Raw genomic sequence first — 22,067 nt, forward strand, 5'->3', positions numbered from 1 at the left:
AGAAAGCGAGTGAACATCACCATGACCCAGTTGAAGGATCGGTCGTTACAACTGAAATCGGGCAGCCTGCAATTCTCATTCCTGAACAGCGGGGATATTGGGGAGGTGGTATCCGGTTCGACCCTGATCAACCAGTGGATCGGTAATCCGCTGGACGGCTCCATGAACAACCTGTATCTGCGTCTTCATCGTGAGAAAGGCATTCAGGCTTATCCTCTGCTCGGTGTCCGCTCGGTCAGCCTTATAAGCCGGAAGGAGTCCGGCATCGTTTGGAACGGAGAGGTCGAAGGTATTTCCTACGAAGTAACGTTTACGCTGACTCCGCAAAATATCTGGTTTTGGGACGTAACGCTGACGGGAGGAACCGGGGATACTCCGGTTGATATCCTGTACGGCCAGGATCTCGGTCTCGCGGATAAAGGGGCGGTACGGAGCAACGAAGCGTACATGTCCCAATATATCGACCACAGCGTTTACCGGGACGAAAAGCACGGGTATGTTGTCTGTTCCAGACAGAACCAGCCGCAGGGCGGCGCTTTTCCGTATGTGCAGCAGGGGTCGCTGACGGGGGCGGATGGATACTCCACCGACGGCTTCCAATTTTACGGGCTGTCCTATAAAGAAACGGATAAGCCCGAAGCGTTAGCCCGTCCTCATCTCGCGAATGAGATTTACCAGTACGAGTTTGCGTATACGGCGCTGCAATCCCGTCGTATCATTCCGGGTGCGGAGCCGATCCGGTTCGTTTTTTACGGACTGTTCAAAGAAAACCATCCCGAAGCCGTTACCGCTCTTGAGTTCGCCGAGGAAGTTTCTGCCGCCTGGGAACAGGCCGAGGCTTTGAACTCGACTGCCGACGGCAGCCGCGACAGTGGCAGCGGCACTGACACCAGCTCCAACAGCGACACCAACAGCGACACCAGCTCCGTCACCGTCGCCGCAAGCGGCTCCACGGTTCTTGAGCCGGTGCGTTTGGCGGGCGATATCGGTGCGCCGCTTACCGGACTCGCGATGACCGCGGATGAAGTCGCCGGATATTTTCCCGACCGCCGTCTGGAAGAAACGCTGGAAGGCGAGCTGCTTTCCTTTTTCACGGAGACAAATGAGCATGTCGTGCTGAAAGCCAAGGAGCTCCGCGTCGAGCGTCCGCACGGGCATATTCTGATGAGCGGGGATAACGCCCGACTCCGGGAATCCGTTCTGACATCGACCGCATACATGTACGGCTTGTTCAATTCCCAGTTGACCGTGGGCAATACTTCGTTTAACAAAATGCTGACGAACGCCCGGAACGCTCTCAACGTTTCCAAAACGTCGGGACAGCGCATTTATATCGAAACCGGCGGGGAATACCGTCTGCTGACGATGCCGTCCCTGTTCGAGATCGGGTTCAACTATACCCGCTGGTATTATAAACTGGCCGATGACACGGTTATCGTAACCGCCTTTACGGCAGCGGATGCGCCGGAGGTTCGTCTCGAGCTCCGTTCCGTGCAGGGCAAAACCTACCGTTACCTGGTTACTCATCAAGTTTCGATGAACAACAACGAATATGAAGCTCCGTTTCATCTGTCGGTACAAGAAGACGGTCAAACGCTTCTATTCACGGCGGATGCCGCCTCGGACAGTGCGCAGGTATGGCCGGATCTTACCTACCGCATGCAGGTCGCGGGAGCTCCGCTGCGCGTGACCGACGAAACGCGTCTTGCGGCGGGGGCCGAGCCGGGTTCCGCCTCCCTGGCCGTTCTGGAACTGGGAGAAAGCTCCTCCTGGAGTATGACCGTCCAAGGTCTTTTGCGCGGGGAAGAGCTGACGTTTGCGGACCGGGAAGCGGATCTGGAAGCGGAGCGTTACCGTACATTCCTCGGTTCCGTCATGAACGGTTTTCACCTGTACCGGGCAGACGGGGAGAACGATCCGGAGCTGGCGAAAATGAACGTGCTTGCCTGGTGGTACACGCACAACATGCTCGTTCATTATTCCGTTCCGCACGGTCTGGAACAGTACGGCGGAGCCGCCTGGGGGACGCGTGACGTATGCCAAGGCCCGTCCGAATACTTCCTGGCGACAGGGAAATACGGCGAAGTCCGGGATATTCTCCGGACCGTGTTTTCTCATCAGTTCGAAGACGACGGCAGCTGGCCGCAGTGGTTCATGTTCGACCGGTATTCCCATATCCAGCAGGAAGAAAGCCACGGGGACGTCATTGTCTGGCCGCTTAAGGTGCTTGCCGATTATTTGAGCGCCACCGGGGATTTATCGATCCTGGACGAGCAGCTTCCGTATACGAGGCGCCACGGGGGGAACTTTACGGAAGAGACCGCTTCCCTGCTGGAGCATGCCGTCAAGGAAATCGGCTACATCCGCAGCCATTTCCTGCACGATACCCATCTGTCCTCCTACGGGGACGGAGACTGGGACGACACCCTTCAGCCGGCTAACGCTCAGCTGAAGCGGTTTATGGTCAGCTCCTGGACCGTGTCGCTGACCTACCAGGTCTTCCGCCGGCTCTCTGTCGTGCTGGCGGACAGCCGCAGCGCGCTGGCGGCGGAGCTGCGCGGCATGGCGGACGGCATTCAGGCCGAATACATGCGCTATATGCTGCCGTCCGAAGCGTCCGTGATTCCCGGTTTCTTGTACATGGAGGAGCCCGGCAAAGCCGAGAAGATGCTCCATCCCGAGGATACGAAAACGGGAATCACCTACCGCCTGCTGCCGATGACGCGCAGCATGATCAGCGAGCTGCTGACGCCGGAGCAGGCAGAGGCCCATTACCGCCTCATCAAGGCGGAAATGTACTGTCCGGACGGCGTCCGGCTCATGAACCGGCCCGCGAATTACGCGGGGGGCGTCAGCACGAACTTCAAGCGCGCGGAGCAGGCCGCGAACTTCGGCCGCGAAGTCGGCCTCCAGTACGTGCACGCCCATATCCGCTACGTCGAAGCGATGGCGAAGCTGGGCAAGACCGGCGAGGTGTGGCGCGGGCTCCAGATGATCAACCCCGTCCGTCTGCAGGACGTGGTTCCGAATGCGGAGCTCCGCCAGAGCAACGCGTACTTCAGCAGCTCCGACGGGAGATTCAACACCCGCTACGAGGCGCAGGAGCGCTTTAACGAGCTGCGCGACGGCAGCGTGCCGGTCAAAGGCGGCTGGAGAATTTACTCCAGCGGCCCGGGAATTTACATGAACCAGCTCATTTCGAACGGTCTCGGCATCCGGATGGAAGCCGGAAGTCTCATCGTGGACCCCGTGCTGGGCGAGGAGCTGGACGGTCTCTGCTTCCGGTTCCGCATTCTGGACCGACCGGTAACCTTCGTGTACCATCTGAGCGGCGGTGAAGTTTCCCGCGTCACGATAAACGGACGGGAAGCGGCAGCCCGGCGGCTGAACAACCGCTACCGGACCGGAGGGCTGCTCCTGAGCGGCGAACAGTTGGAAAGCCTGACCGCGGAAGGACCGAACGTGATCGAAATCTACAGCTAAAGTCAAGGCGAAAGGCGATCTTCACGGATCGCCCTTTTGCATCTCTTTTACCTGTTCATTTAATGGTATAGTAAATAAATAGAAGCGTGAGTACGGAGTGTGAGAAGGTTAAACGAGACCAGAGAAAACAGCGAATGCAACAAGGTTAGGAGCGAGAATAGTGGTAAGCATTAAAGATATCGCAAAAAAAGCCGGCGTATCCATTTCGACGGTATCTTACGCGCTGAACGGCAGCCCCAAGGTAACCGACGAGACGTGCGCCCGGATTTTGGCGATCGCCAAGGAATTGAACTATACTCCGAATGCGGCGGCCCGCACGCTAAAAAAGCGGGAAAGTAAAATTATCGGCGTCTTTCTGACCGATTTCAGCGGACCTTTCTACGGACATCTTTTGCAGGGAATCAAGGAGTATTTAAACGGGCACGATTACGAGCTTATCGTCTGCAGCGGGTCCCAATCCCACCGCTTTCTGCCGGAACGGATGATCGACGGGGCCATTATCCTGGATGCCGCTTTTACCGACGAAGAACTGCTGCAGCATGCGGACAGGGGCCATAAAATCGTCGTGCTCGACCGCGAGCTGATTCACCCGAACATCAATCAGGTGCTTCTGGACAACAAGGCGGGGGCCAATTTGGCTGCCGATTACGTCCTGGAAAAAGGGCACCGCAAGCTATACGTAGTAGCGGGACCGCAAGATTCTTACGATTCCGCCAAGCGCTTACATGCCGTCCGGCAAACCGTAGGGCGCTACAAGGATGTGGATTGTACCGAGCTGCCGGGCAGCTTCGATAAAGAGTCCGGGGAGAAAGCCGCACGGCGCATCCTGGAGGCCTATAAGGAGCCGGCTGCCGTTCTTTGTCTCAACGACGAGATGGCGGTTGGCGTCTATAATACCGTGGCGGAATCGGAGTACCGTATCGGCGAGCATATCCATATTATCGGCTTCGATAATATCGAGCTGTCGGCGTACGTCAGCCCGCGGCTGGCCACGATCGACTATTCCAAGCACAAGTGGGGCGCATTGGCGGCGGAACAGCTTCTGAAGTTGATCGCCGGCGAGAAGGTCGAGCATGAACGGATCTACGTCACGCTGGTGAAGGGCGAGTCGGTGGGGAATGCGTAGGGGGGAGAAGATTATTACGCTTTGTTTGTATTTGCACACAAATGGGGGCTTGCAGCAGGAGAATACAATATAAGTTCTTATTTTGTGAAATTTAATGGGATAAATTAGATACAACTTTCGGAAAACATACTATACTTGGAGTAATATTCATTCCAAGGAGAGTTTACATGAGTAGAAAGTGTATGTGTATAGCTTTTTTAACGGTCATCTTCAGTGTGGTCTCATTAGCTGGTTCAGGATTTGCTTCAAGTGCTGCGTTTCCAGAAGTTAAATCCGAAAATGTTCCTTTTAAGCTGGAATTTACATTAAACAGCAAAAAAGCTTTAATGGATGGATCTATTACGGAACTGCCGGCGGCACCTGTTTTAGTTAATGATACGACCATGCTGCCGCTCCGTTTTGTCGGAGAGTCATTCGGAGCAGAAGTAAAGTGGGAAAACGATTCGAGAAAGGCTATTTTGACTACGTCTGAGAAAGTGATCCTATTACATGTGGGTCAACCTACAGCAACTATTAATGGGATTGTAACGGAATTGGAGCAGTCGCCAGTAATCGTTAATGATACGACCCTTGTGCCGCTTCGTTTTATTGCTGAAAGTTTAAACCGAACGGTTATTTATGATAATGAGACTAAAATAATCAGCATTACAGGGAAGGATGAGGGTAGGAAACCGCCAATTCCGCCGATTGATAGGCCGGAAGCTCCCATAAAGGAAAAGCTGCCACAGCCGTCTGTAGATAATTTAGCCCTTATGCCTGGGAAAACGGTTATTTTTGTGCGAAACGAAAACGGAACAGGTAGCAATTTTCAGCAAGAATCTGTTTCAAGCTTTGTGGCGGATAAAACTGAGAATGTATACATGATTGATTTTAATTCAAGCCGTCCGGGCGACAGCGGCTACCGAATATCCGTGTATAACCAGAAACAAGGAGACAACAGAAGATTACAAGAGGCGGTTGCTATAAATGAAAAGTTTAACCTTGAGTATACGGATAAAAGTGATCAAGTCCATAAAGTAAGCTATCGGGATATTAAACCCGGAAAACTTTTTTATGATGAAATCAACGATAAACTTTATATGCTTGCCAATGCCGGTACTCGTGGACAAGAGAACATTACGGTTTTTTATGAAATCTTGCCGGAAATCAAAGTGATTACCTATCATCTAGAACAAACTGATGAAGAAGGTATGAACGATTTCTTAACAACCCTGGATGGACAAACTTTCTTTTACAGCAACACGTTTATGGAGAGGGTTTACACTCAAATAAACAAAGAACGGAAAACCACGGGTTTTTTAAAAGAAGGAACAAAGCAACGGCTAACATCGGTAGTCAAAGACGGATCGATCTATTTATTAGACCGGGCTAATAAAAAAATAAGCCGTGTGCGGGAAGATGGTTATCTGGTAGAAGTGGCCCAGGTAAATTTAGAGTCAATTAATAGTGCGGTTGCCCGTGACGGGTATTTTTACGCCGCAGATAAGAAAGGCTTTTACCGGATAGATACCGACGGTAAAGTTGAAAGCTATTTTAAAATGGATGAATTGATTTATAATCAAGGTTTATATGAGCCCAAAAGCGGAACATATGAAAGAATGGTACCCGGAGTGGAAGGTTATGTGAAGTTCCCTCAGAATAACGTTACTCATGAGGGGGAGAAATTGACAGGGCCTCTCCAATTAATCACTTACTCTGACTTCACGATTGATAATATTGGAAATCTGATCCTTTACGATCCCTATGACCGTCTTCTTAAACGAATAAATATCTATAAGACGAACAAATAACTTGAATGTATTAAACTCTGTTACCCGGTCCTTAGCCGCTTTGTAGGCGGCAAGGGCCTTTTTTACGGAATAAGGACGGGCAGCGGCAGCTTCCCGGATGTCCGTCTCAAGAGGCTTCTCCATTAGGGTTTGTCTGTCTATCCGCGCGGTGATAAGATAGGGGGGAGGAAGGGGAAGAGGGTTATGGCGAGACAACGGGCGTTTACTAAATCGGAGCTGCTGGACGCGACCGAGCGCTTATTGATGGAGCGCGGCTATGACGGCTTTCATCTGAAAGCCTTGTCCGAAATGCTGTCGGGCGCAAGAAGCACAATCTACGAATATTACGCCAACAAGGAAGAGATCGTCGCGGCCTGCATGCGCAGAACGATGGAGCAGACGATCGAGGCTTGCGAAGGGATCGAGCAGCTCGAACCGGTAGCGGCCATAAAAAAAGTGCTGCTTATTTTTCTGGAGCTGTCGAACTTCCATACGCTGATGCTGGCGGCCCCCAAAATCGACGAAACGGCCTCGGACAAAGCGAGGCGCGACCTTGAATTTTTGAATGAAGGCCATGCGGACTTGAAAAAAAAGCTGACCGCTCTGTTCCAGAAAGCCCAGGAAGCGGGCGCGCTGAGGGCGGATATTCCTCTTCCGGTGATCACGGCGGTTTTTTTTCATGCGATCGACACGCCGAATTGGCTGAATGTGCCGACCGAGGAATGGGCGGACATGCTTTTCGGCCTCTGGTGGAACGGCGGAGGGAATCCTCTGACTAAATGAACCGGGGTGTCGTATAAAGGAACCGCGGAGTTCCGGCAGGCCCCTTTTTCATAACTAAATTTGACGGCTAGGTCGATAAAAGACGACTGCCGCTAAAGCTGATGTTGCTGAAGCTGTCAGCCGGCGGACATGCCGGACTATAAAAAAAGCCATCTTTCCGGCTGCCCTAAGGCCGCCGGAAGATGGCTTTTTTGCTGACGCCGCTGACATTACTGGGCGCAGCTTACTCCGTTGAAGAGCCGATCCGCCTTATTCGGCAAGCGCGCTCTCATCGGCTGTCTGGCGCTGCGGAATGGACGATTTGCTCAGCACGACAGGAACTTTGACCGTGGTTTTGGCGGCCGGGTTCTTGACGGATGAAATGGTGACGGTCAGTTCGACGTTGACGATCCCGCTGTTCGGGACGAACTTCAGAACACCGCTGTTGTCGATGTAAGCTTTATTGGAGCTGTTCGTGACCTTGTACACGATTCCGTCCGTTTTAGGGAGCTGCAGAACCGGCTGGTTGATTTTGCGCGTATTGACGATTTTAGCCGTAAAATCGTCTTTCGCTTTGGCGACGCGGTCGTTCTCCAGATTGGCGATACGCAGGGAGCTGTATGCCGTGTAGGAGATACCGTCCACGTTGTTGCCGAACTCGTCGATCTTCTGAGCGATTACGGAGAGCTTGTAGGTGCCTTCCGCAAGCTGTTTCACCTTCAGGTTACCGTTCGCATCCAGCTCTCCGTCCACATAAGAACCGTCGATGCCTTCGAACGAGTAAACGCCGGGCTCGATCAGTTTGAGACGGCCGTTAGAGTCGGTCCGGGTGATTTCGTCGAGGATGCCGATTTCTTTGTCATCGAGTCCCACGGCCCAGAGGGAAATCGCGTTCACGTCCTTGGCCGTCAGGCGGAAGGACAGGTCGGTTGTGGTCGGGGAGCCGTCGTGATTATCGGGATAAATGGCATTTTCCGTTTGCTCCAGTTCCTGCAGACCGAATCCGTTTTCCGGCTTATCTTGGCCGACATGTACGGCGAAAGGCAGGTGCAGCGAAGGCTGGCCGCTTCTTTCCAGAAGCACTTCGCCTTCATAAACGCCTTTAACCGCATTGTTCTTCGGTGTTACGGACAAATAAAAACCTTTGGAAGCGCCGGCCGCAACGGTCAGTTTACCGTTTTGCAGGCCGAGCAGTTGGGCGGTCAGGTTCGCGACATCCGGAGTTTGGGTCGGAGCGTTAGGGTCCGACGTTACGTTCGGATGCAGCACGACTTTGGCCGAGTAGGTCACGCTTTGCTTCGATACGTTCTTCAGTTGAAGCTCCTTCTGGGCGTTCGTTCCCGGTGCCAGAAGGCCGAAGCTGACGGACGGATTGTAGTTCGTCACGGCTTGCGGCTGCCAGTACTTATCGAGAATCGTGATCGGCTCCACGGATTGGAGCAGCGCCTGCGTCTTCACGGCAGTGCCCACGTTCACACGGCCTGCGCCCTGCGAGTAGACGTCGTACAGCTTGCCGTCCAGGTCGCTGATTTTGTCCGACGTGTTAGCCAGCGCAGCGCGGATATCCAGCGGCGACCAGTCCGGATGCTGCTGTTTCAGCAGCAGCGCAAGGCCGGCTACGTGCGGAGTGGCCATGCTGGTACCGCTGATGCGGCTGTAGGCGGTATTGTAGCTCGCATTCGGCTTTTGCTTGCCGTAGGCAGGCCATGTGGACAGAATGCTCACACCCGGAGCGCTGATATCCGGCTTGATGCTCAGGTCGCCGTCCACGTTCGGACCGCGGGAGCTGAACGTCGCCATCGTATCGCCCGGGATTTCGCTCTTCGGATAGTTGGCCCCGAAAGCGAGCTTCAGCGTCTGTCCTTGAGCGGCCAGCGCTTTTCTGGCGAGAGCGCGGCCTTCCGTGCCTTTCATGTCGAAGGTCGGAATGTACTCGAAGCCGTCGCCCAGGTAAGCGGCGGAACCGACAAAGCCGTCACGGCCGATGACCGATTCGGAAAGATCGGCTTTAGTCGCGTCTCCGCGTTCGGTGTTGCCGTTGAAAATAATCGCCGCTTTCGCGCCTCTTTGCTTGGCGTTGGCGATTTTGTCCACGAAGGCGAGATTCCCGCGGGAAATCAGCACGACTTTGCCGGTAACGTCTTTGCCTTCATAATCCTGAGGCTGACCCAGGTTGACGTACACGACGTCCCTAGGGCTGGTGCCCAGAATGGAGGCGAAGTTTTCCTGGCCGGTTTCCCAGGCCATCACATTGAGATTGTATCCGGCGGCGGCAGGCGTCACCGGCGGCACTGCAGCGGCGCCCGGGGAAACAAGCGGCGTATAGACCGCTTCCGATACGGATGCCGTGTACTGCGTTTTCGGGCTGGTGACGGCGCCCACGGAGATAGCGAGCTGCGAAGTGGCGGGCGAGCCCAGCGAGTAGTAGTAAGGCCCTTTATCCGCCGCATTGCCGTTCGCGATAACGGCCGTTACACCGCCGAGAACGGCGTTGTTGATGGCGACAACGTCGGGAGAGTTCGGGTCTTTCTCGGAGTCGGAGCCGAGCGACAGGTTAATGACGTTCATGCCGTCTTTAACCGCATGCTCGATGCCGTCGATAACCTGCGCCGAGGAGCCGGAGGCTCTACCCGTTTCGGGATTCCGGCCGAGCACTTTATATACATACAAATCGGCTTCGTAAGCGACGCCTTTTTGAACGATGTCCGAGCTTGGGTTCGATGCTCTTCCTACGATCGTTCCGGATACGTGGGTGCCGTGCGACGTCCCTTCAAATCCGGTGCCGTAAGGGTCTTCCTCCGGAGTAAGCGGAGGCTCTTCGTAAGGGTCGTTATCCTTCTCGAAGGAATCGTAGCCGCCTTTGTAGGCATCCTTCAAGTCGGGGTGAAGATAGTCGACTCCGGTATCGATAACGCCGACTTTGAGGCCTTTGCCTGTGAGGCCTTTGGCCCAGGCGACATCCGCGCCGATCTGTTTCAGCGGAGTGATGTCATAATTGGGGCTGCTGACATCCAGCCCTTTCGGTTCGTCTACGGGAATCGGGAAATAATTGGCGCTGGGGTGAATCGATTTGACGCCGGCCAGTTTTGCCAGCGCGGGAATTTTATTGGCGGGAACGGTTACTTCCAGCCCGTTTAGGACTGTATTATACTGGTAATTGACCTGTAGGTTAATTCCGCTGCTTTTGGCGGCGCTGACCAGAGCGGTCTGCTCCTGCGTAATGGCCGATTCGGTAGATTCGGCTGCCAGAGCGGACATGCCCAGCTTAGCGGCGTATTTGCCTACGGCGACCGGCTGATTTTGCAGCTGGACAATAACACGGACGGAATTCGTGGAGGCCGTATTCAGTTTCGGGGAAATATACCCTTTGACCTGGCCCGGGAGCGAGTTTGTACCGGGATTCAGAGAACCATTGAGCTGGGTGCGCGGTTGGATGCTTTTGCCGGACTGGGCTGCGCTGGCATGAGGCAGCGCCGTGCCTGCAACGAATGCAAACGCGAGCGACATCACGGATAGTTTTTGGATGAGATGGCGATTTTTCAACTAGTTCCCTCTTTTCATTCATATTTGAACAATAAACGAGCTAGTGAACGATCCGGAACCTCCCCCCTTTTTCGAGATTAGGCCTGTACAATATGTAAGACAGTTTCTAAAGGGAATGTATTCCATAAAAAATGGATAATTTCAGCCTTTTTACAGAAAATATTTTTTTTCATGAAAAATGGGTTGGAATTTGCCTTCGAAATGAGCCTTGCTCGGCTTTTCTTGCGGGATTATAGTGGAAGATAGAGGATATAAGGGATGGGAGGGATTTTCGGGACGATGGACGCCAGACTGCACGACCTATTCCGGCCCGTTCAGGCGAACGGAAGAGTTTCTACCTATATATATGAAGAAAAAGGGCCGTCCCCCGCTCTTAAGCCGTACGTATGCTGTTACTGGCAGTCCGAACCGCGCGGATCCGGGAGTGCGCAGCTGCTTCTTCGGCCGGATGCGGTGGACCGGGTTCTTCCCGACGGCTGTACGGATATCATCTTTACGGAGAATTTGAAAACGGGTGAAATGGACGTAAGGTACTGCGGCACTTTCCAGCAAGCTTTTTCCATTTCCTACACGGAGGGGTCGCTGTTGAGAAAGTTCGGAATCCGCTTTATGCCCGGCGGTGCGTATCCGTTCCTGCGGACGGCCTTGTCCGAATTTCACGATCAGGCGGTTGCCGCCCGGCAAATCGGCCCGGTTATCGGGAGAGAAACAGAGGAGCGGGTTCGGGAGGCCCGTTCTTTCGGGGAACGAATCGGAGCGGTTGAAGCATGTCTGATGCGGCAGTTGAGCGACAAGGGGACGGACGGGGACAATCGGATGAAGAACGTACTGTACCGCGTTTTTATTTCAGGCGGCGGGGAGACGGTAAGCGAATTGGCGCGGTCCGAAACCGTCAGCACGAGACAGCTTCACCGTTCGTTCAATCAATGGGTGGGCCTCAGTCCGAAAAAGTTCGCCGAAGTGGTGCGGTTTCAAACGCTTCTCAGGGACATTCGGGCCGGTTCCGTCACCGATTGGGCGGCTGCGGCCGCGGCGCGCGGATTTTTCGATCAGGCTCATATGATCCGTGAGTTCAAGAGATTTTACGGGGCATCGCCGATTAAGGCGGCGGCCGAATACCGGGGCATGTCCGATTTATCCTATCTGTAGGCGGCCATGTTTGGTTATACTGATAGATATCTCGGATGGAACAAGAAAGGATGGGATTACGTATGAGCGGAGTTTTGCAAATCAGGGATCATCTTCTGGACGAGCTGGAGCTGTCGGTCCGGACAAGCGAGGCGCTGATCCGGCGGATCAGACCGGAGGAGTGGGAGTTCACCCCTGGGGAAAATATGCGGACGCTTCTGCAGCTCGTCCACCATATCGCCGCCTTGCCCGCCTCGGACCTGGCAATTTTGCAGGAAAAATCGCAGCCGGAGGTTGAACTTGTCGAAAACGGCGGGCAGGATATTACGGACCCGGAGCAACTGGCGACGCGGCTACGGACACACTTCGACACGCTGAAAGCTTATATGGTTTCACTGAGCGAAGACGAGCTTTTGAACAAAGAGACGAAAGCTTTCTATCTGGAGCACAGCATGCCTCAAATCAAATGGCTGATCGAAATCGTGACGCATCTTTTCCACCATCGTTCGCAGCTGTACAATTATTTGAAGCAGAACGGTCATGAATTGAACTTCTTTATGCTGTACGCTTAACATAAAAAAGCAGGAAGGAGCCGCACTCCTTCCTGCTGCCAACCGCCGTTAATCCGGCGGAAGGATCGTCATGCGGAACCCGCCGGTTGAACGGCGGGTTCTTTCTTTTGAGCAGGTACGGGGATTAGGAGCGGGGGCGGTTCAGGCGTCTTCTCACCGAGAGCTGTTTGTACCGGAAGTAGACCGTGCAGGAGATGCGGCGGCCGAGCAGAGCCGTTCCGGCGGCGGCCTCCACCCCACGCTTACAAAATCTTCAAGCATACTTAACGCAGCGTTGACATAGTACTGGTAAAGTAAGAGTCATGCAGGAACAACTGAATATCCAAGGGTAAGAGTCCAGGAGAAAACCCTTTATGCACAAACGAAAAATGTCTTGCTTCGGCATTTTCCGGTTTGATGGATAGAGGGTTTTTTTGTTGTTCTCGCCCATGGCCGTCCGGAACCGATCCGGATATCTCATTCGAAAGGAATGGATCAGAAATGAGAAGATTCTCCCGGTTTTTGAGCCTGTTTCTAACCGCCGCTTTACTGTGCGGTACGGCTCCGCTTGGCCTGTTCGACGCGGCGGCATACGCTGCCGACCCGGGGAGGAAGGCACTGGATGTCCGCAAGACGCTGACTCCGCCCGTAATCGACGGCAAGCTCGATGAGTCGCTCTGGAATGTCAGCGAAACGATGAATGTCCGGACAGGCGAAGGCACGTTCAAAAACGCCCGGTTCGGAATGTTGTGGGATAACAAGTACTTGTACATCGGCGTGAAAGCCGAGGACGACACGCTGTTCTCAAGCGGGACGGGGTACTGGTTCGAGCAGGACAATATCAATTTCTTCTTCGATCCGACCCTTCATCAGTCGGCACCTTTTGCAGCCGACGATATGCAGGCGGGATTCGTGTACAAACCCGGCTCTACGCCGGAATTTCATTTCGGGGCGGCGCTGGGCAACCACAGCGGCAAAGACGAGAAGAAAATTTTGAGGGCAGTCGGCACCGACCAGGGCGGATGGACGCTGGAAACCGCGATCCCGTGGGAGATGCTCCGTTTTGACGCGGGCTTGCAGAAGCAGCTCGGCTTTGAGATCGGTGTAACGGACCGTTACGAGGCGGACACGAGCAAGCAGCGGACAAGCTACTGGAGCGCGTATAACTCCAAATCGTTCTGGAACGACACGGCAGGCTACGGAATTCTCAACCTGAAAGACGAGAACCCGGTTTCGGCTCAGCTGGACCCTGTGCTTCTGCAGGATAACTTCGACGGCTATCCGGCAGGACATACTCCGGCAGGCTGGATTTCCGATACGAACGCGGGAAGCGATCCCTTTACCGTCGTTCAGGATACATACGGCAACGGCCGCATGGCTTTCGACGGCAAAGCCTCCGGCAAGCAGGCCCGCATCTCCGCGCCTGTCCAGTGGGACGATTATATCGTCGAGGCGGACATGCGGTTTGAAGAGGTGCTAAACGATGCGAGGTGGGCGGCCCTCATGTTCAGGGGTGCGGCCGACGGGAAAAATCCGTACAACCAGATGGCGGTCCGCCGCAACGGGACTTTCGAGCTGGCTTACCGGATGCCCAATAACAACTGGGCTTCGCCTACGCCGGTAAGCGGCATGTGGAAACCGCTGGAGTTCAATAAGGACTATACGTTGAAGGTGCGCGCAGTCGGAAACAATGTCAAAGAATATATCAAAGCCAAGGACGAGGCGGATTTTACGCTTCTCATGGATCAGAACTTTTCATCCAATCTGCTTGAAAAAGGAAAAGTCGGCTTTCAGGCCGATCAGAGCAAAGTTTCGTTCGATAACCTGAAAGTGACGCGGGTAACGGCCGAACGGCTGGATGTGACAATGCCGGGCACGCTGGAGGCTTTGACGGGTCCCGCGACCGTTACGGGCAGCGTTTATTACTCGGACGGGGTAACGGAAACACCTGCCCCGGGAGCGATTCGTTTGTATTCTTCCGATGAGACGATCGTGAAAATCGTGAATAACGAGCTCTATCCGGTAAAAGCGGGCAAAGTGACCGTAAAAGCCGTTTACGCCAACGCGGAAGCGGCGCGTGAAATCACCGTCACTCCTTCGGCAACGGGCGCTCAAGCGGTTAAACTGCAGCATGCGGAAGGGTATATGCTGACGGATACCGGCGTGAAGCTGGATCTCAATACACTGAGCTTCCAGGCGGAATTCAGCGATTTCTCCAAAGGGACGCTGAAAGGCGGCGAGCTTCAATGGAAGCCTGCCGGTCCGGAGGTTGCAGCCGCAAACGGCACCTTGCAGGTGAACAAAAAAGGCGTTTACCCGGTTACGGTCCAGAAGGATAACGCGTCGCTCATCCTGATGGTCATAGCCAAAAATCCGGGGGAGAAGGAATACACCCTCTATGAGGAAAACTTCGATCAAGTGGCCGAAGGCGCCCTTCCGAAAGACTGGACCCGAAAAGAAGGAACGACCGCATCCGCGGCGGCCGTCAAGTCGGGCGCATTCGTACTGAACGCCTCCGCCGCCCCCGACAATCCTTCCCGCGTACTGCTACCCGAGTATCTGGGACTGTTCGGGAATTACAAAATCGAAGCGGATATGACGCATTTGTCCGCTAACGATGCAGCCAGATGGCATTCGATCATGTTCCGTATCCAAAACGACAACGTCCCTTATTGCCAGATGGCCGTGCGGCAAAATGCGGCAGCCGTCAACGGAGTTGAATTCGCGGAACGGACACCCGCCAACGAATGGAATGTTATGGACCGCGCTTCTTACACCGAAGCGATCGACCCTGCGAAAATGTACCATTATACCGTAAAAGCTTACGGCGATCGGGTACAGGAATGGATCGGCGACAAGCTTCTCGTCGATACCGATAACGCCGGCGCTTACAAGAAGGGCCGCATCGGTTTCCAGGCGAACGGAAGCCGCATGAAGGTGGACAACATCCGCGTCACCCTGCAGCAGGATGCCCTTCCTCCGCTGCCTTCCGAGCGTTTCGTGCAAGTCGTGGAGCCGGAAACGAAGATTTCCCTGGCCCCTACCGTAGTCACAGAGCTGAAATCCTCCGCCGACCTGGTTAAGCTGCAGGGAACATCCCTTCCGGCGACGGCCATGATGTACGTGAACGGCAATCTGAAAATCACCGCTCCAGGAGGCGCAGAAATCGCCGGCTTGGATGAAATCTTGGGAGCGTTGAACAACAAAGTGATTCCGGCTTTCTATGTCCGGGATGAGCTGAGCACCGACAAACTTGTCGAAGCGCTGAAAACGAGAGGAATCGAAGACGCGTTCATCGTGTCCGACAAAGGCGAGCTGGTCAAAAAAGCGCGTTTGGCCTATCCGATCATCCGAGGCATTCTGGATTTCCGCCAAGCCAAAGCGGATACGAACGAAGATTTGATGGAAATACGCCGCAAAACGACCGTTAATCTCGCCAAAATTGCGCTGCTTTCCCAAAAAGCGGCTACACGCGAGAGTATGGCTTATCTTCAGCAGCGGGCTTTAGTGGTGTGGGCGCAGGACCAGTCCGTTCAAGCGGACAAAACCGTGTCCCTGCATAATCTGATTACGGGCGGAGCGAACGGCATCGTGACGGATGCGCCGGAAGCGGCTATCCAGGCACTGAAGCTGTATTCCAACGGAACGACTCTGATCCGTAAACCGTATATTATCGGCCACCGGGGTATTCCTTCCGAGGCTCCGGAGAATACCATCGAAAGCAATGCGCTTTCCCTCGAGTACGGAGCCGATTATATCGAAAACGATATGTACTTGACGAAAGACGGCCATCTGGTCATCGTTCACGATTCGGTATTGGAAAATACGACGAACGGTAAAGGGAGAGTCGAAGACTTTACCCTTGCCGAGCTCAAAAAGCTCAACGCGAACAAGCCGTTCCCGACCGGGTACCCCGATGTGAAAATACCGACATTGGATGAACAGATCGACCTGGCCAGATCCAAAGGGCGCATGGTAATGGCTGAAATCAAAACCAGTACGCCCGCGGCGGTCGATGCTTTTGTCAGAATCCTCAAGGAAAAGAAAGCCCAAGACATCGTCGACGCGATGTCCTTCGATACGAATCAGTTGAAGAGGCTGGCCGAGCTGATGCCCGAGATGCCTTCGGGTCTGCTTACAAGCGGCTATGCGAACGAAGCCAACGTTAACAAATCGCTAAGGGAAACGCTCAAGGTGCTTCAGCCTTTGAACGCAACCTTCAACACAAGCTACGGCGGACTCGGCAAAAACTTTATGGAAGCCGCCAAACACCGGGGGGTTATCATCTCTCCGTGGACATTTAACAACAAGAACGATTTTATGAAGTTTTTCGGGCTCGGCGCCTTCGGCATTACGACCGACTATGCGTCCTGGGCCGCGGATTGGGCCGCTTCCGTTAAGCCGGGGAAGAGTGCGTACACCCTGTCTCGGGGCGAAAACGTGGCGTTGTCCTTGGAAGTGGAGTCCTACAGAGGGACGAAAACGAACGCCGCACCGGATATCGTTCTGCTGGACGGTCAGGATGTCGTGGAGGTAAGCGGCAGCAAAATCACAGGCAAAAAAGCGGGCAAAGCTCATGTTCTCCTGCGTTACACGGCTTCTATGGATGCCAATAACAAATATGACCTCTACACCCAGCCGGTTACCCTGGAAGTAAAAGGCGGCAGCGGCGGAAACGATGGAGGCGGCGACAATGGAAGCGAAGGAAACAACGGCAACAATGGCAACAATGGCAACAACGGAGGAAACAACGGTGGAAATAATGGTAACAACGGCAATAGCGGCAATAACGGAAATAACAACGGCAACAACGGCGGATCTGCCGGCAAGGTGACGGCGTCCGAAGGTGCCGTAGACGCTTCCGCTCTGCGGGAAGCGCTCAAAACCCACTCGACCGTAGAAATCGCCTACACAGGCGATACGGTCGAAATCCCGGCGTCCGCACTCATGGACGCCCCTCAGGGCAGCCGGACACTCGTCATCGCGGGTCCGATAGGCAAGTACACCGTACAGCTCGCGGATTTGAAGCTGGACGAAGCGGCCCGCAAGCTGGGAGGCGAAAGCCGCGGCATGACCGTGCGCTACACTCTCCGCTATGCGGTGGGCAGCGATGCGGCCGCGATCGGAGCGGCCGTAAAAGCGGCGGGCTTGCAGGCGGCCGGAACGCCGGTGCAGCTCGAAATCGCCGCAAAGGCCCAGTCCGGCGGCTCTGCGGCGCTGGAGTCACAGGGACAGCTGGAGCTGACCCTGGACGGGACTTTCGACGCGAAGAGAGCGACAGGCGTGCGCGCTTACCCGAATGAGAAGACAATCTCATTCGCGCCATCCCTCTTCGCACCGGCAGGCACGGCCAAGACGGCCGTGACGTTTAAGCGCAGCGGCAGCGGCTTCTACGCGGTCGTAAGCGGCGCGCCGGTCTTCGCCGACATGGCCGGCCACTGGGCGCAGGCCGATGTCGAGCTGCTCGCGGCGAAGCTCGTCGTGGAAGGCAGCGGCGGCGGACGGTTCGACGCCGAGCGCAGCGTTACGCGCGCCGAGTTCGCGGCGCTGCTTGTCCGGGCGCTCGGCCTGCCGAAAGCGGCCGGGCCGGCAGGCTTCGGCGACGTCGGCTCCGCCGACTGGTTCGCCGGGGATGTGGCCGCTGCGGCGGCTGCGGGTCTGATCGGCGGCTATGAGGACGGCTCGTTCCGTCCGCAGCGCCCGATCACCCGCGAGGAGCAGGCGGCCATGCTCGTCCGCGCCCTGCCTTATGCGGGCGCGGCATCCGCTGCGGCGATCACGAAGCCGCAGCAGGAAGAGATTCTTGCCCGGTATACCGATTCGGGCAAGATCGTCTGGGCGCAGGCGGAAGTAGCCGCAGCCGTTCAGGCCGGTCTCATGAACGGCGTGACGGACGGCACGCTGGCGCCGACAAGCGAAGCGACCCGCGCTCAGTCCGCGGTGATGCTGGGGCGGTTCCTTGTCACCGCCGGCTTCATCAACTAAAGCAAGCGAAAGCGCCCGATCCCAAACCTGCGCGGAATTTCTGCGCAGGTTTTTGGTGTTCACGGGCTTTTTCTCACCATAACAGGGCTTCGTCCTATACGCTCCAAGTGCTCTTTGGAGGCATTCAGCTAAGTGTTTACTTCAAAAAGTAAACAAATTAGGTCTAAAGACTCACAAACATGGATGGAAAAACCGATAAATACAGGAGAAAGATCCTGTTATAACCACTGTAATGTTTGCGGGGGAATATTTTGTGAAACGGAGAAGGGGGATTTAAAACGTGTTGAAAAAAACATCTTTTTTGGCGGCGCTTCTTTTGATGATGGCCGTGGTTAGTTTCACGGGGGCGGCAATGGCGAGAGATTATCTTCTGCCCCACAGCGCTTATATCGGGATTTGCGAAGAAGATCCCGGTGATGAGCTGTGTCAAAACTTCTGTGAAGACTTTCCGGACACGCCGGTTTGTTCCGGACAAGAAAGCGGAGGGCAAGAGACGGGGGATAATGCCGTGCAGGCAAGACTCGATGTCCAGTTTAACCGGATGAACATCAAGGTGAGCGGCAAAGAGTTCGTGGCGCCTAATATTTTATATGAGGGGACTACATACCTGCCTATAAGGGATCTGGCTAACCTGCTCGAATTAAGCGTGAATTATTACGGGGCTACCCAGACGGCCTATATCGGCCAACTGCCCGCCGGTGAAGTCCCGGATGAGGTTATCGACGAATGGGAGAAGCAGCTATCGGAAGAGGGCGCGAATGGGGATGCGGCAGCCGGAACGCTCGTGCGAGGCGGCGGAACCATCGACGTTTATCTGGATCGTGTGCAGGTGAAGGTGCATGGGGAGCGCATCGCCGATAGTACGTTTCTTTACGACGGGACGACGTATGTTCCGATGAGAGCCGCCTGCGACATTCTGGAGCTTCCGGTCAACTACTACGGACCCACGTCTACCGCTTATATCGGAGAAGTTCCTGCAGGTGAAGTGCCCAAGGCTGAAGTTGATAAGTGGAAGTCCGGCAAATAAACGGCTTTTTTAACTGAAAATAAGAAGGGAAGATCGCAAAAGATATGGCCAATACGACGATCAACGTAACGCTTCCGAAGGATTTGCATTTCGAGTCCAACCGGAAGCCGCAGGGCGGAGCATCTTATTTTGACGGAGGCCTGCTGGAATTGATAGGCCTGTATCTGCTCGGGGCCATCATCACGGCTCTAACGGCAGGGATTTGTTACCCATGGAGCCTCGTCATCATTTATCGCTGGAAGATTGAGCATACCGTTATTGAAGGACACCGTCTTCGCTTTGAAGGAACGGCGGTCGGACTTTTCGGATCGTGGATCAAGTGGTTTCTGCTCGGCATTGTCACATTCGGCATTTATTTCTTCTGGGCGGGCATCAAGCTGGAACAGTGGAAAACCAAGCACACGTATTTCCGGTAAAAAAGAGCAGATACGCCCGGCGTTACCTGTCTGCCGTACGGCAGCATCCGTAAAAAAAGAAACCGCAGTCGTCTCCTAAGGAGGACTGCGGTTTCTTTATTGCCGGCGGTGCGGCAGCCGCAAACTTCGCGGTGATGCCCCCGACGGACTAGACTTTAAGGCTAAGCCGCCCGCTTAATTTACGCCGACTGCGTCGTAGGCTTTGCCCACGGATACGGCTTCGGCAGAGCCGGCCCCGTACAGGTCTACCGCGGATTGTACGGCAGCCTTGCGGATGTTGGAGAAGTTGGAATATGGAGACAGGTAGTACGTCAGGGCATGGTAGTAAATGTTGATAGCTTTGTCACGGCCGATGCCCGTTACGGAAACATTATAATGAGTGCCGCCTTGCGCGAGCAGGTAGAACGCTTTGTTGTTGATGCCGCTGTTCGTGTGAACGCCTCCGTTATCGGAAGTGCCCGTGTACCGTTTGCTGTAGTGGTTAGGCTGGTTGAACTGCTCCGGATTGGACAGGGAGCGGATCGCGTCGCCCGGTTTGCCCGGCGTGTAAATATCGTCTCCGAGCAGCCAGTTGGTCCCTTGGATCGTATTGCCGAAAATATCGGAAATCGATTCGTTCAGGGCCCCGGACTCGCCGTAATACTCCAGGCCGGCCGTGTATTCGGTTACGGCATGCGTCAGCTCGTGGCCGATGATATCCGGATCGCCGGAGAATGGCAGGAAGTTGACGCCGTCGCCGTCTCCGTAAACGATCTGTACGCCGTTCCAGAAGGCGTTGTTATAATTTTGTCCGTAGTGGACGGTTGATTTGATCAGCTTTCCGTTGCCGTCCAGGCTGTTGCGTCCGAACTTGGTTTTGTAGAAGTCGTAGACTTTCTCCGCGTAAGCGTGAGCGTCTACGGCCGCCCCGTCCGTCCAGTTGGTATTGTTGGTGCTTGTTTTAAGTACGCCAGGCAGAGAGGAACCGTTGTTGGCGCTGTATGTTTCAATGCCGTTGCCGCGCGTGGTGTCCTTCAGCTGGAAAGTCGAGCCGCTCTGTGTCGTAACGAACTGTTTCGTATCACCCAGCACGCCTTTGCCCGTACCGACCGCATGGTCGAGCAGGTCGTACTTCTTCACGATAGAACCGTCAACCGCATCGATAAAATAACGGGTACGGATCGGCGATGGCTCCAATACGTTCACCTCTGTCGCATAGGTGAGCACGTTCTTGCCTTCCAGCGGATAGATCGTCAGCTCCGCTTGTGCGGGCTTCTGCTGCTGGCCGAGTTTGCCGACGGCTTTCTCGGTGTCCGCAATAGCGGTTTTGATCGCATCGGAAGCGCTGATTTTGGCCGTAACTCCGTTAGCCACTTCTTGCTCCGAATCCGCCAGCAGGCTTCCGAGGTAAGAAGTCACGTTCCCGTTCTTATCCAGATGGACCGTCTGCTCCGCTCCGTAGACCGGGATTCCTTTGACGTATTGCTTCAGGCGATAGTGATTCGTTCCGCTCGCAGCGTCGGTCTGCTTGGTGACAATCTTCAGATTGTCTTTCAAGCTGCCGCTAAGGCTTAGCGCTTCTTTCTTGTGATCGAGGAAGCCCCACACTTTCTCATCGTTTGAAAGTCCTGCCGGCGCTTTCCACGTCTCCCCGATAAATTTAGGGGTTACGGATTTCGGCGTTGCAACCTCGGCGGTTGCTGCACTTGCAGGCAGAGCGGATGCAATCAGGAATGTTCCTCCGAGTACGAGCGAAGTCAGCTTCTTTTTCATAATAAAAAATCCCTCCTAGGAAATGGTTGATGGCCGCTGTGCGGCGCCTGGGCAAAACGCGTTAGCCGGTTAATCTTAGCTGCGACCTTGCAAACAGCCTTACAAACCGAGTGGCATCACCCCTTTCCAAGTGGGTCGGAAAAGCTGCCGTCTGGAACGGCGGGACTATGAAGCGACGATAAAATCAATATGCAAGTAAACGGGTAGGAAAACTTGTTTTTGTATTTGTAGTATAGAATGGGCCGGTGTCCTTGTCAAACATTTTTTATAAAATTTAACTAAAATTAGCAATTTTGAGCGGCGGAAAACCCTGTTTCAGCGACGAAATACCGAGAGAGGGGGACGAAAGGGGGCAGCTGGAATTGACCGCAGGTTATTGACCGTGGGTACAATATTGACAGTGCCGTTCACACATCCGTCACGCTTTACATAATAAATATATTTTTTTATGGCGAATCCGAAAAGACTTGGCTGGCGCTTTATTGAGTAAGGCATCCGGCGGCTTTTGAAGGGGCGGGGTGTCCC

At 54.6% G+C, this 22,067-nt stretch carries 12 protein-coding genes; 10 read left to right on the forward strand and 2 right to left on the reverse strand.

The genetic code is table 11. From position 1 onward, the window contains the following. The first annotated feature begins 21 nt into the window (after positions 1-21). The 4 genes from KVT34_RS18335 (at position 22) to KVT34_RS18350 (ending at position 7,161) form a co-directional block, all read left to right on the forward strand. On the forward strand, positions 22-3,483 hold the full coding sequence (locus tag KVT34_RS18335) for a GH36-type glycosyl hydrolase domain-containing protein (protein WP_217560507.1): 3,462 nt from the start codon (positions 22-24) through the stop codon (positions 3,481-3,483). A gap of 160 nt (positions 3,484-3,643) precedes the next feature. Further along, positions 3,644-4,609 carry a LacI family DNA-binding transcriptional regulator gene (locus KVT34_RS18340; protein ID WP_217560266.1) on the forward strand — a complete coding sequence of 322 codons (966 nt, stop codon included), beginning with the start codon at positions 3,644-3,646 and terminating at the stop codon, positions 4,607-4,609. Positions 4,610-4,776: 167 nt separating this feature from the next. Next, positions 4,777-6,399 carry a copper amine oxidase N-terminal domain-containing protein gene (locus KVT34_RS18345; RefSeq protein WP_217560267.1) on the forward strand — a complete coding sequence of 541 codons (1,623 nt, stop codon included), beginning with the start codon at positions 4,777-4,779 and terminating at the stop codon, positions 6,397-6,399. A gap of 183 nt (positions 6,400-6,582) precedes the next feature. Continuing rightward, positions 6,583-7,161: a TetR/AcrR family transcriptional regulator gene (locus KVT34_RS18350; protein ID WP_042232170.1), complete on the forward strand. Its 579-nt coding sequence runs from the start codon at positions 6,583-6,585 to the stop codon at positions 7,159-7,161. A gap of 249 nt (positions 7,162-7,410) precedes the next feature. Here KVT34_RS18350 and KVT34_RS18355 read toward each other — a convergent pair whose 3' ends face one another. Next, positions 7,411-10,683, reverse strand: a complete 3,273-nt coding sequence (locus KVT34_RS18355; RefSeq protein ID WP_217560268.1) for a S8 family serine peptidase — start codon at positions 10,681-10,683, stop codon at positions 7,411-7,413. 258 nt (positions 10,684-10,941) lie between these two features. On the opposite strand from KVT34_RS18355, the gene KVT34_RS18360 reads away from it, so the two are divergent. From KVT34_RS18360 to KVT34_RS18385, 6 genes are all read left to right on the forward strand, one after another. Beyond that, complete coding sequence (locus tag KVT34_RS18360) at positions 10,942-11,832, forward strand: DUF6597 domain-containing transcriptional factor (protein ID WP_254634975.1); 891 nt, start codon at positions 10,942-10,944, stop codon at positions 11,830-11,832. Positions 11,833-11,894: 62 nt separating this feature from the next. Then, positions 11,895-12,383 (forward strand): DinB family protein, encoded by a 489-nt coding sequence (locus tag KVT34_RS18365; protein ID WP_217560269.1) that lies wholly within the window; start codon positions 11,895-11,897, stop codon positions 12,381-12,383. 70 nt (positions 12,384-12,453) lie between these two features. Beyond that, positions 12,454-12,666, forward strand: a complete 213-nt coding sequence (locus KVT34_RS18370; protein WP_217560270.1) for a hypothetical protein — start codon at positions 12,454-12,456, stop codon at positions 12,664-12,666. Between the two features lie 197 nt (positions 12,667-12,863). After that, complete coding sequence (locus KVT34_RS18375; RefSeq protein WP_217560271.1) at positions 12,864-18,347, forward strand: glycerophosphodiester phosphodiesterase family protein; 5,484 nt, start codon at positions 12,864-12,866, stop codon at positions 18,345-18,347. Between the two features lie 280 nt (positions 18,348-18,627). After that, complete coding sequence (locus KVT34_RS18380) at positions 18,628-19,374, forward strand: copper amine oxidase N-terminal domain-containing protein (RefSeq protein ID WP_217560272.1); 747 nt, start codon at positions 18,628-18,630, stop codon at positions 19,372-19,374. Positions 19,375-19,418: 44 nt separating this feature from the next. Beyond that, a complete protein-coding gene (locus tag KVT34_RS18385; protein WP_254634976.1) occupies positions 19,419-19,790 on the forward strand; it encodes a DUF898 family protein in 372 nt (123 codons plus the stop codon). Between the two features lie 174 nt (positions 19,791-19,964). Here KVT34_RS18385 and KVT34_RS18390 read toward each other — a convergent pair whose 3' ends face one another. Next, complete coding sequence (locus KVT34_RS18390; RefSeq protein ID WP_217560273.1) at positions 19,965-21,542, reverse strand: M4 family metallopeptidase; 1,578 nt, start codon at positions 21,540-21,542, stop codon at positions 19,965-19,967. Positions 21,543-22,067: the final 525 nt, after the last annotated feature.

Origin of the sequence: Paenibacillus sp. GbtcB18 (assembly GCF_019091125.1) — a bacterium.
Classification (GTDB): domain Bacteria; phylum Bacillota; class Bacilli; order Paenibacillales; family NBRC-103111; genus Paenibacillus_F; species Paenibacillus_F chitinolyticus.

Bases quoted from the DNA above. Each gene is read 5' to 3' on its own strand.
- KVT34_RS18335 (WP_217560507.1), top strand. From the start codon at position 22: ATGACCCAGTTGAAGGATCGGTCGTTACAACTGAAATCGGGCAGCCTG.
- KVT34_RS18345 (WP_217560267.1), top strand. From the start codon at position 4,777: ATGAGTAGAAAGTGTATGTGTATAGCTTTTTTAACGGTCATCTTCAGT.
- KVT34_RS18350 (WP_042232170.1), top strand. From the start codon at position 6,583: ATGGCGAGACAACGGGCGTTTACTAAATCGGAGCTGCTGGACGCGACC.
- KVT34_RS18360 (WP_254634975.1), top strand. From the start codon at position 10,942: ATGGGAGGGATTTTCGGGACGATGGACGCCAGACTGCACGACCTATTC.
- KVT34_RS18365 (WP_217560269.1), top strand. From the start codon at position 11,895: ATGAGCGGAGTTTTGCAAATCAGGGATCATCTTCTGGACGAGCTGGAG.
- KVT34_RS18370 (WP_217560270.1), top strand. From the start codon at position 12,454: ATGCGGAACCCGCCGGTTGAACGGCGGGTTCTTTCTTTTGAGCAGGTA.
- KVT34_RS18375 (WP_217560271.1), top strand. From the start codon at position 12,864: ATGAGAAGATTCTCCCGGTTTTTGAGCCTGTTTCTAACCGCCGCTTTA.
- KVT34_RS18385 (WP_254634976.1), top strand. From the start codon at position 19,419: ATGGCCAATACGACGATCAACGTAACGCTTCCGAAGGATTTGCATTTC.
- KVT34_RS18390 (WP_217560273.1), bottom strand. From the start codon at position 21,542: ATGAAAAAGAAGCTGACTTCGCTCGTACTCGGAGGAACATTCCTGATT.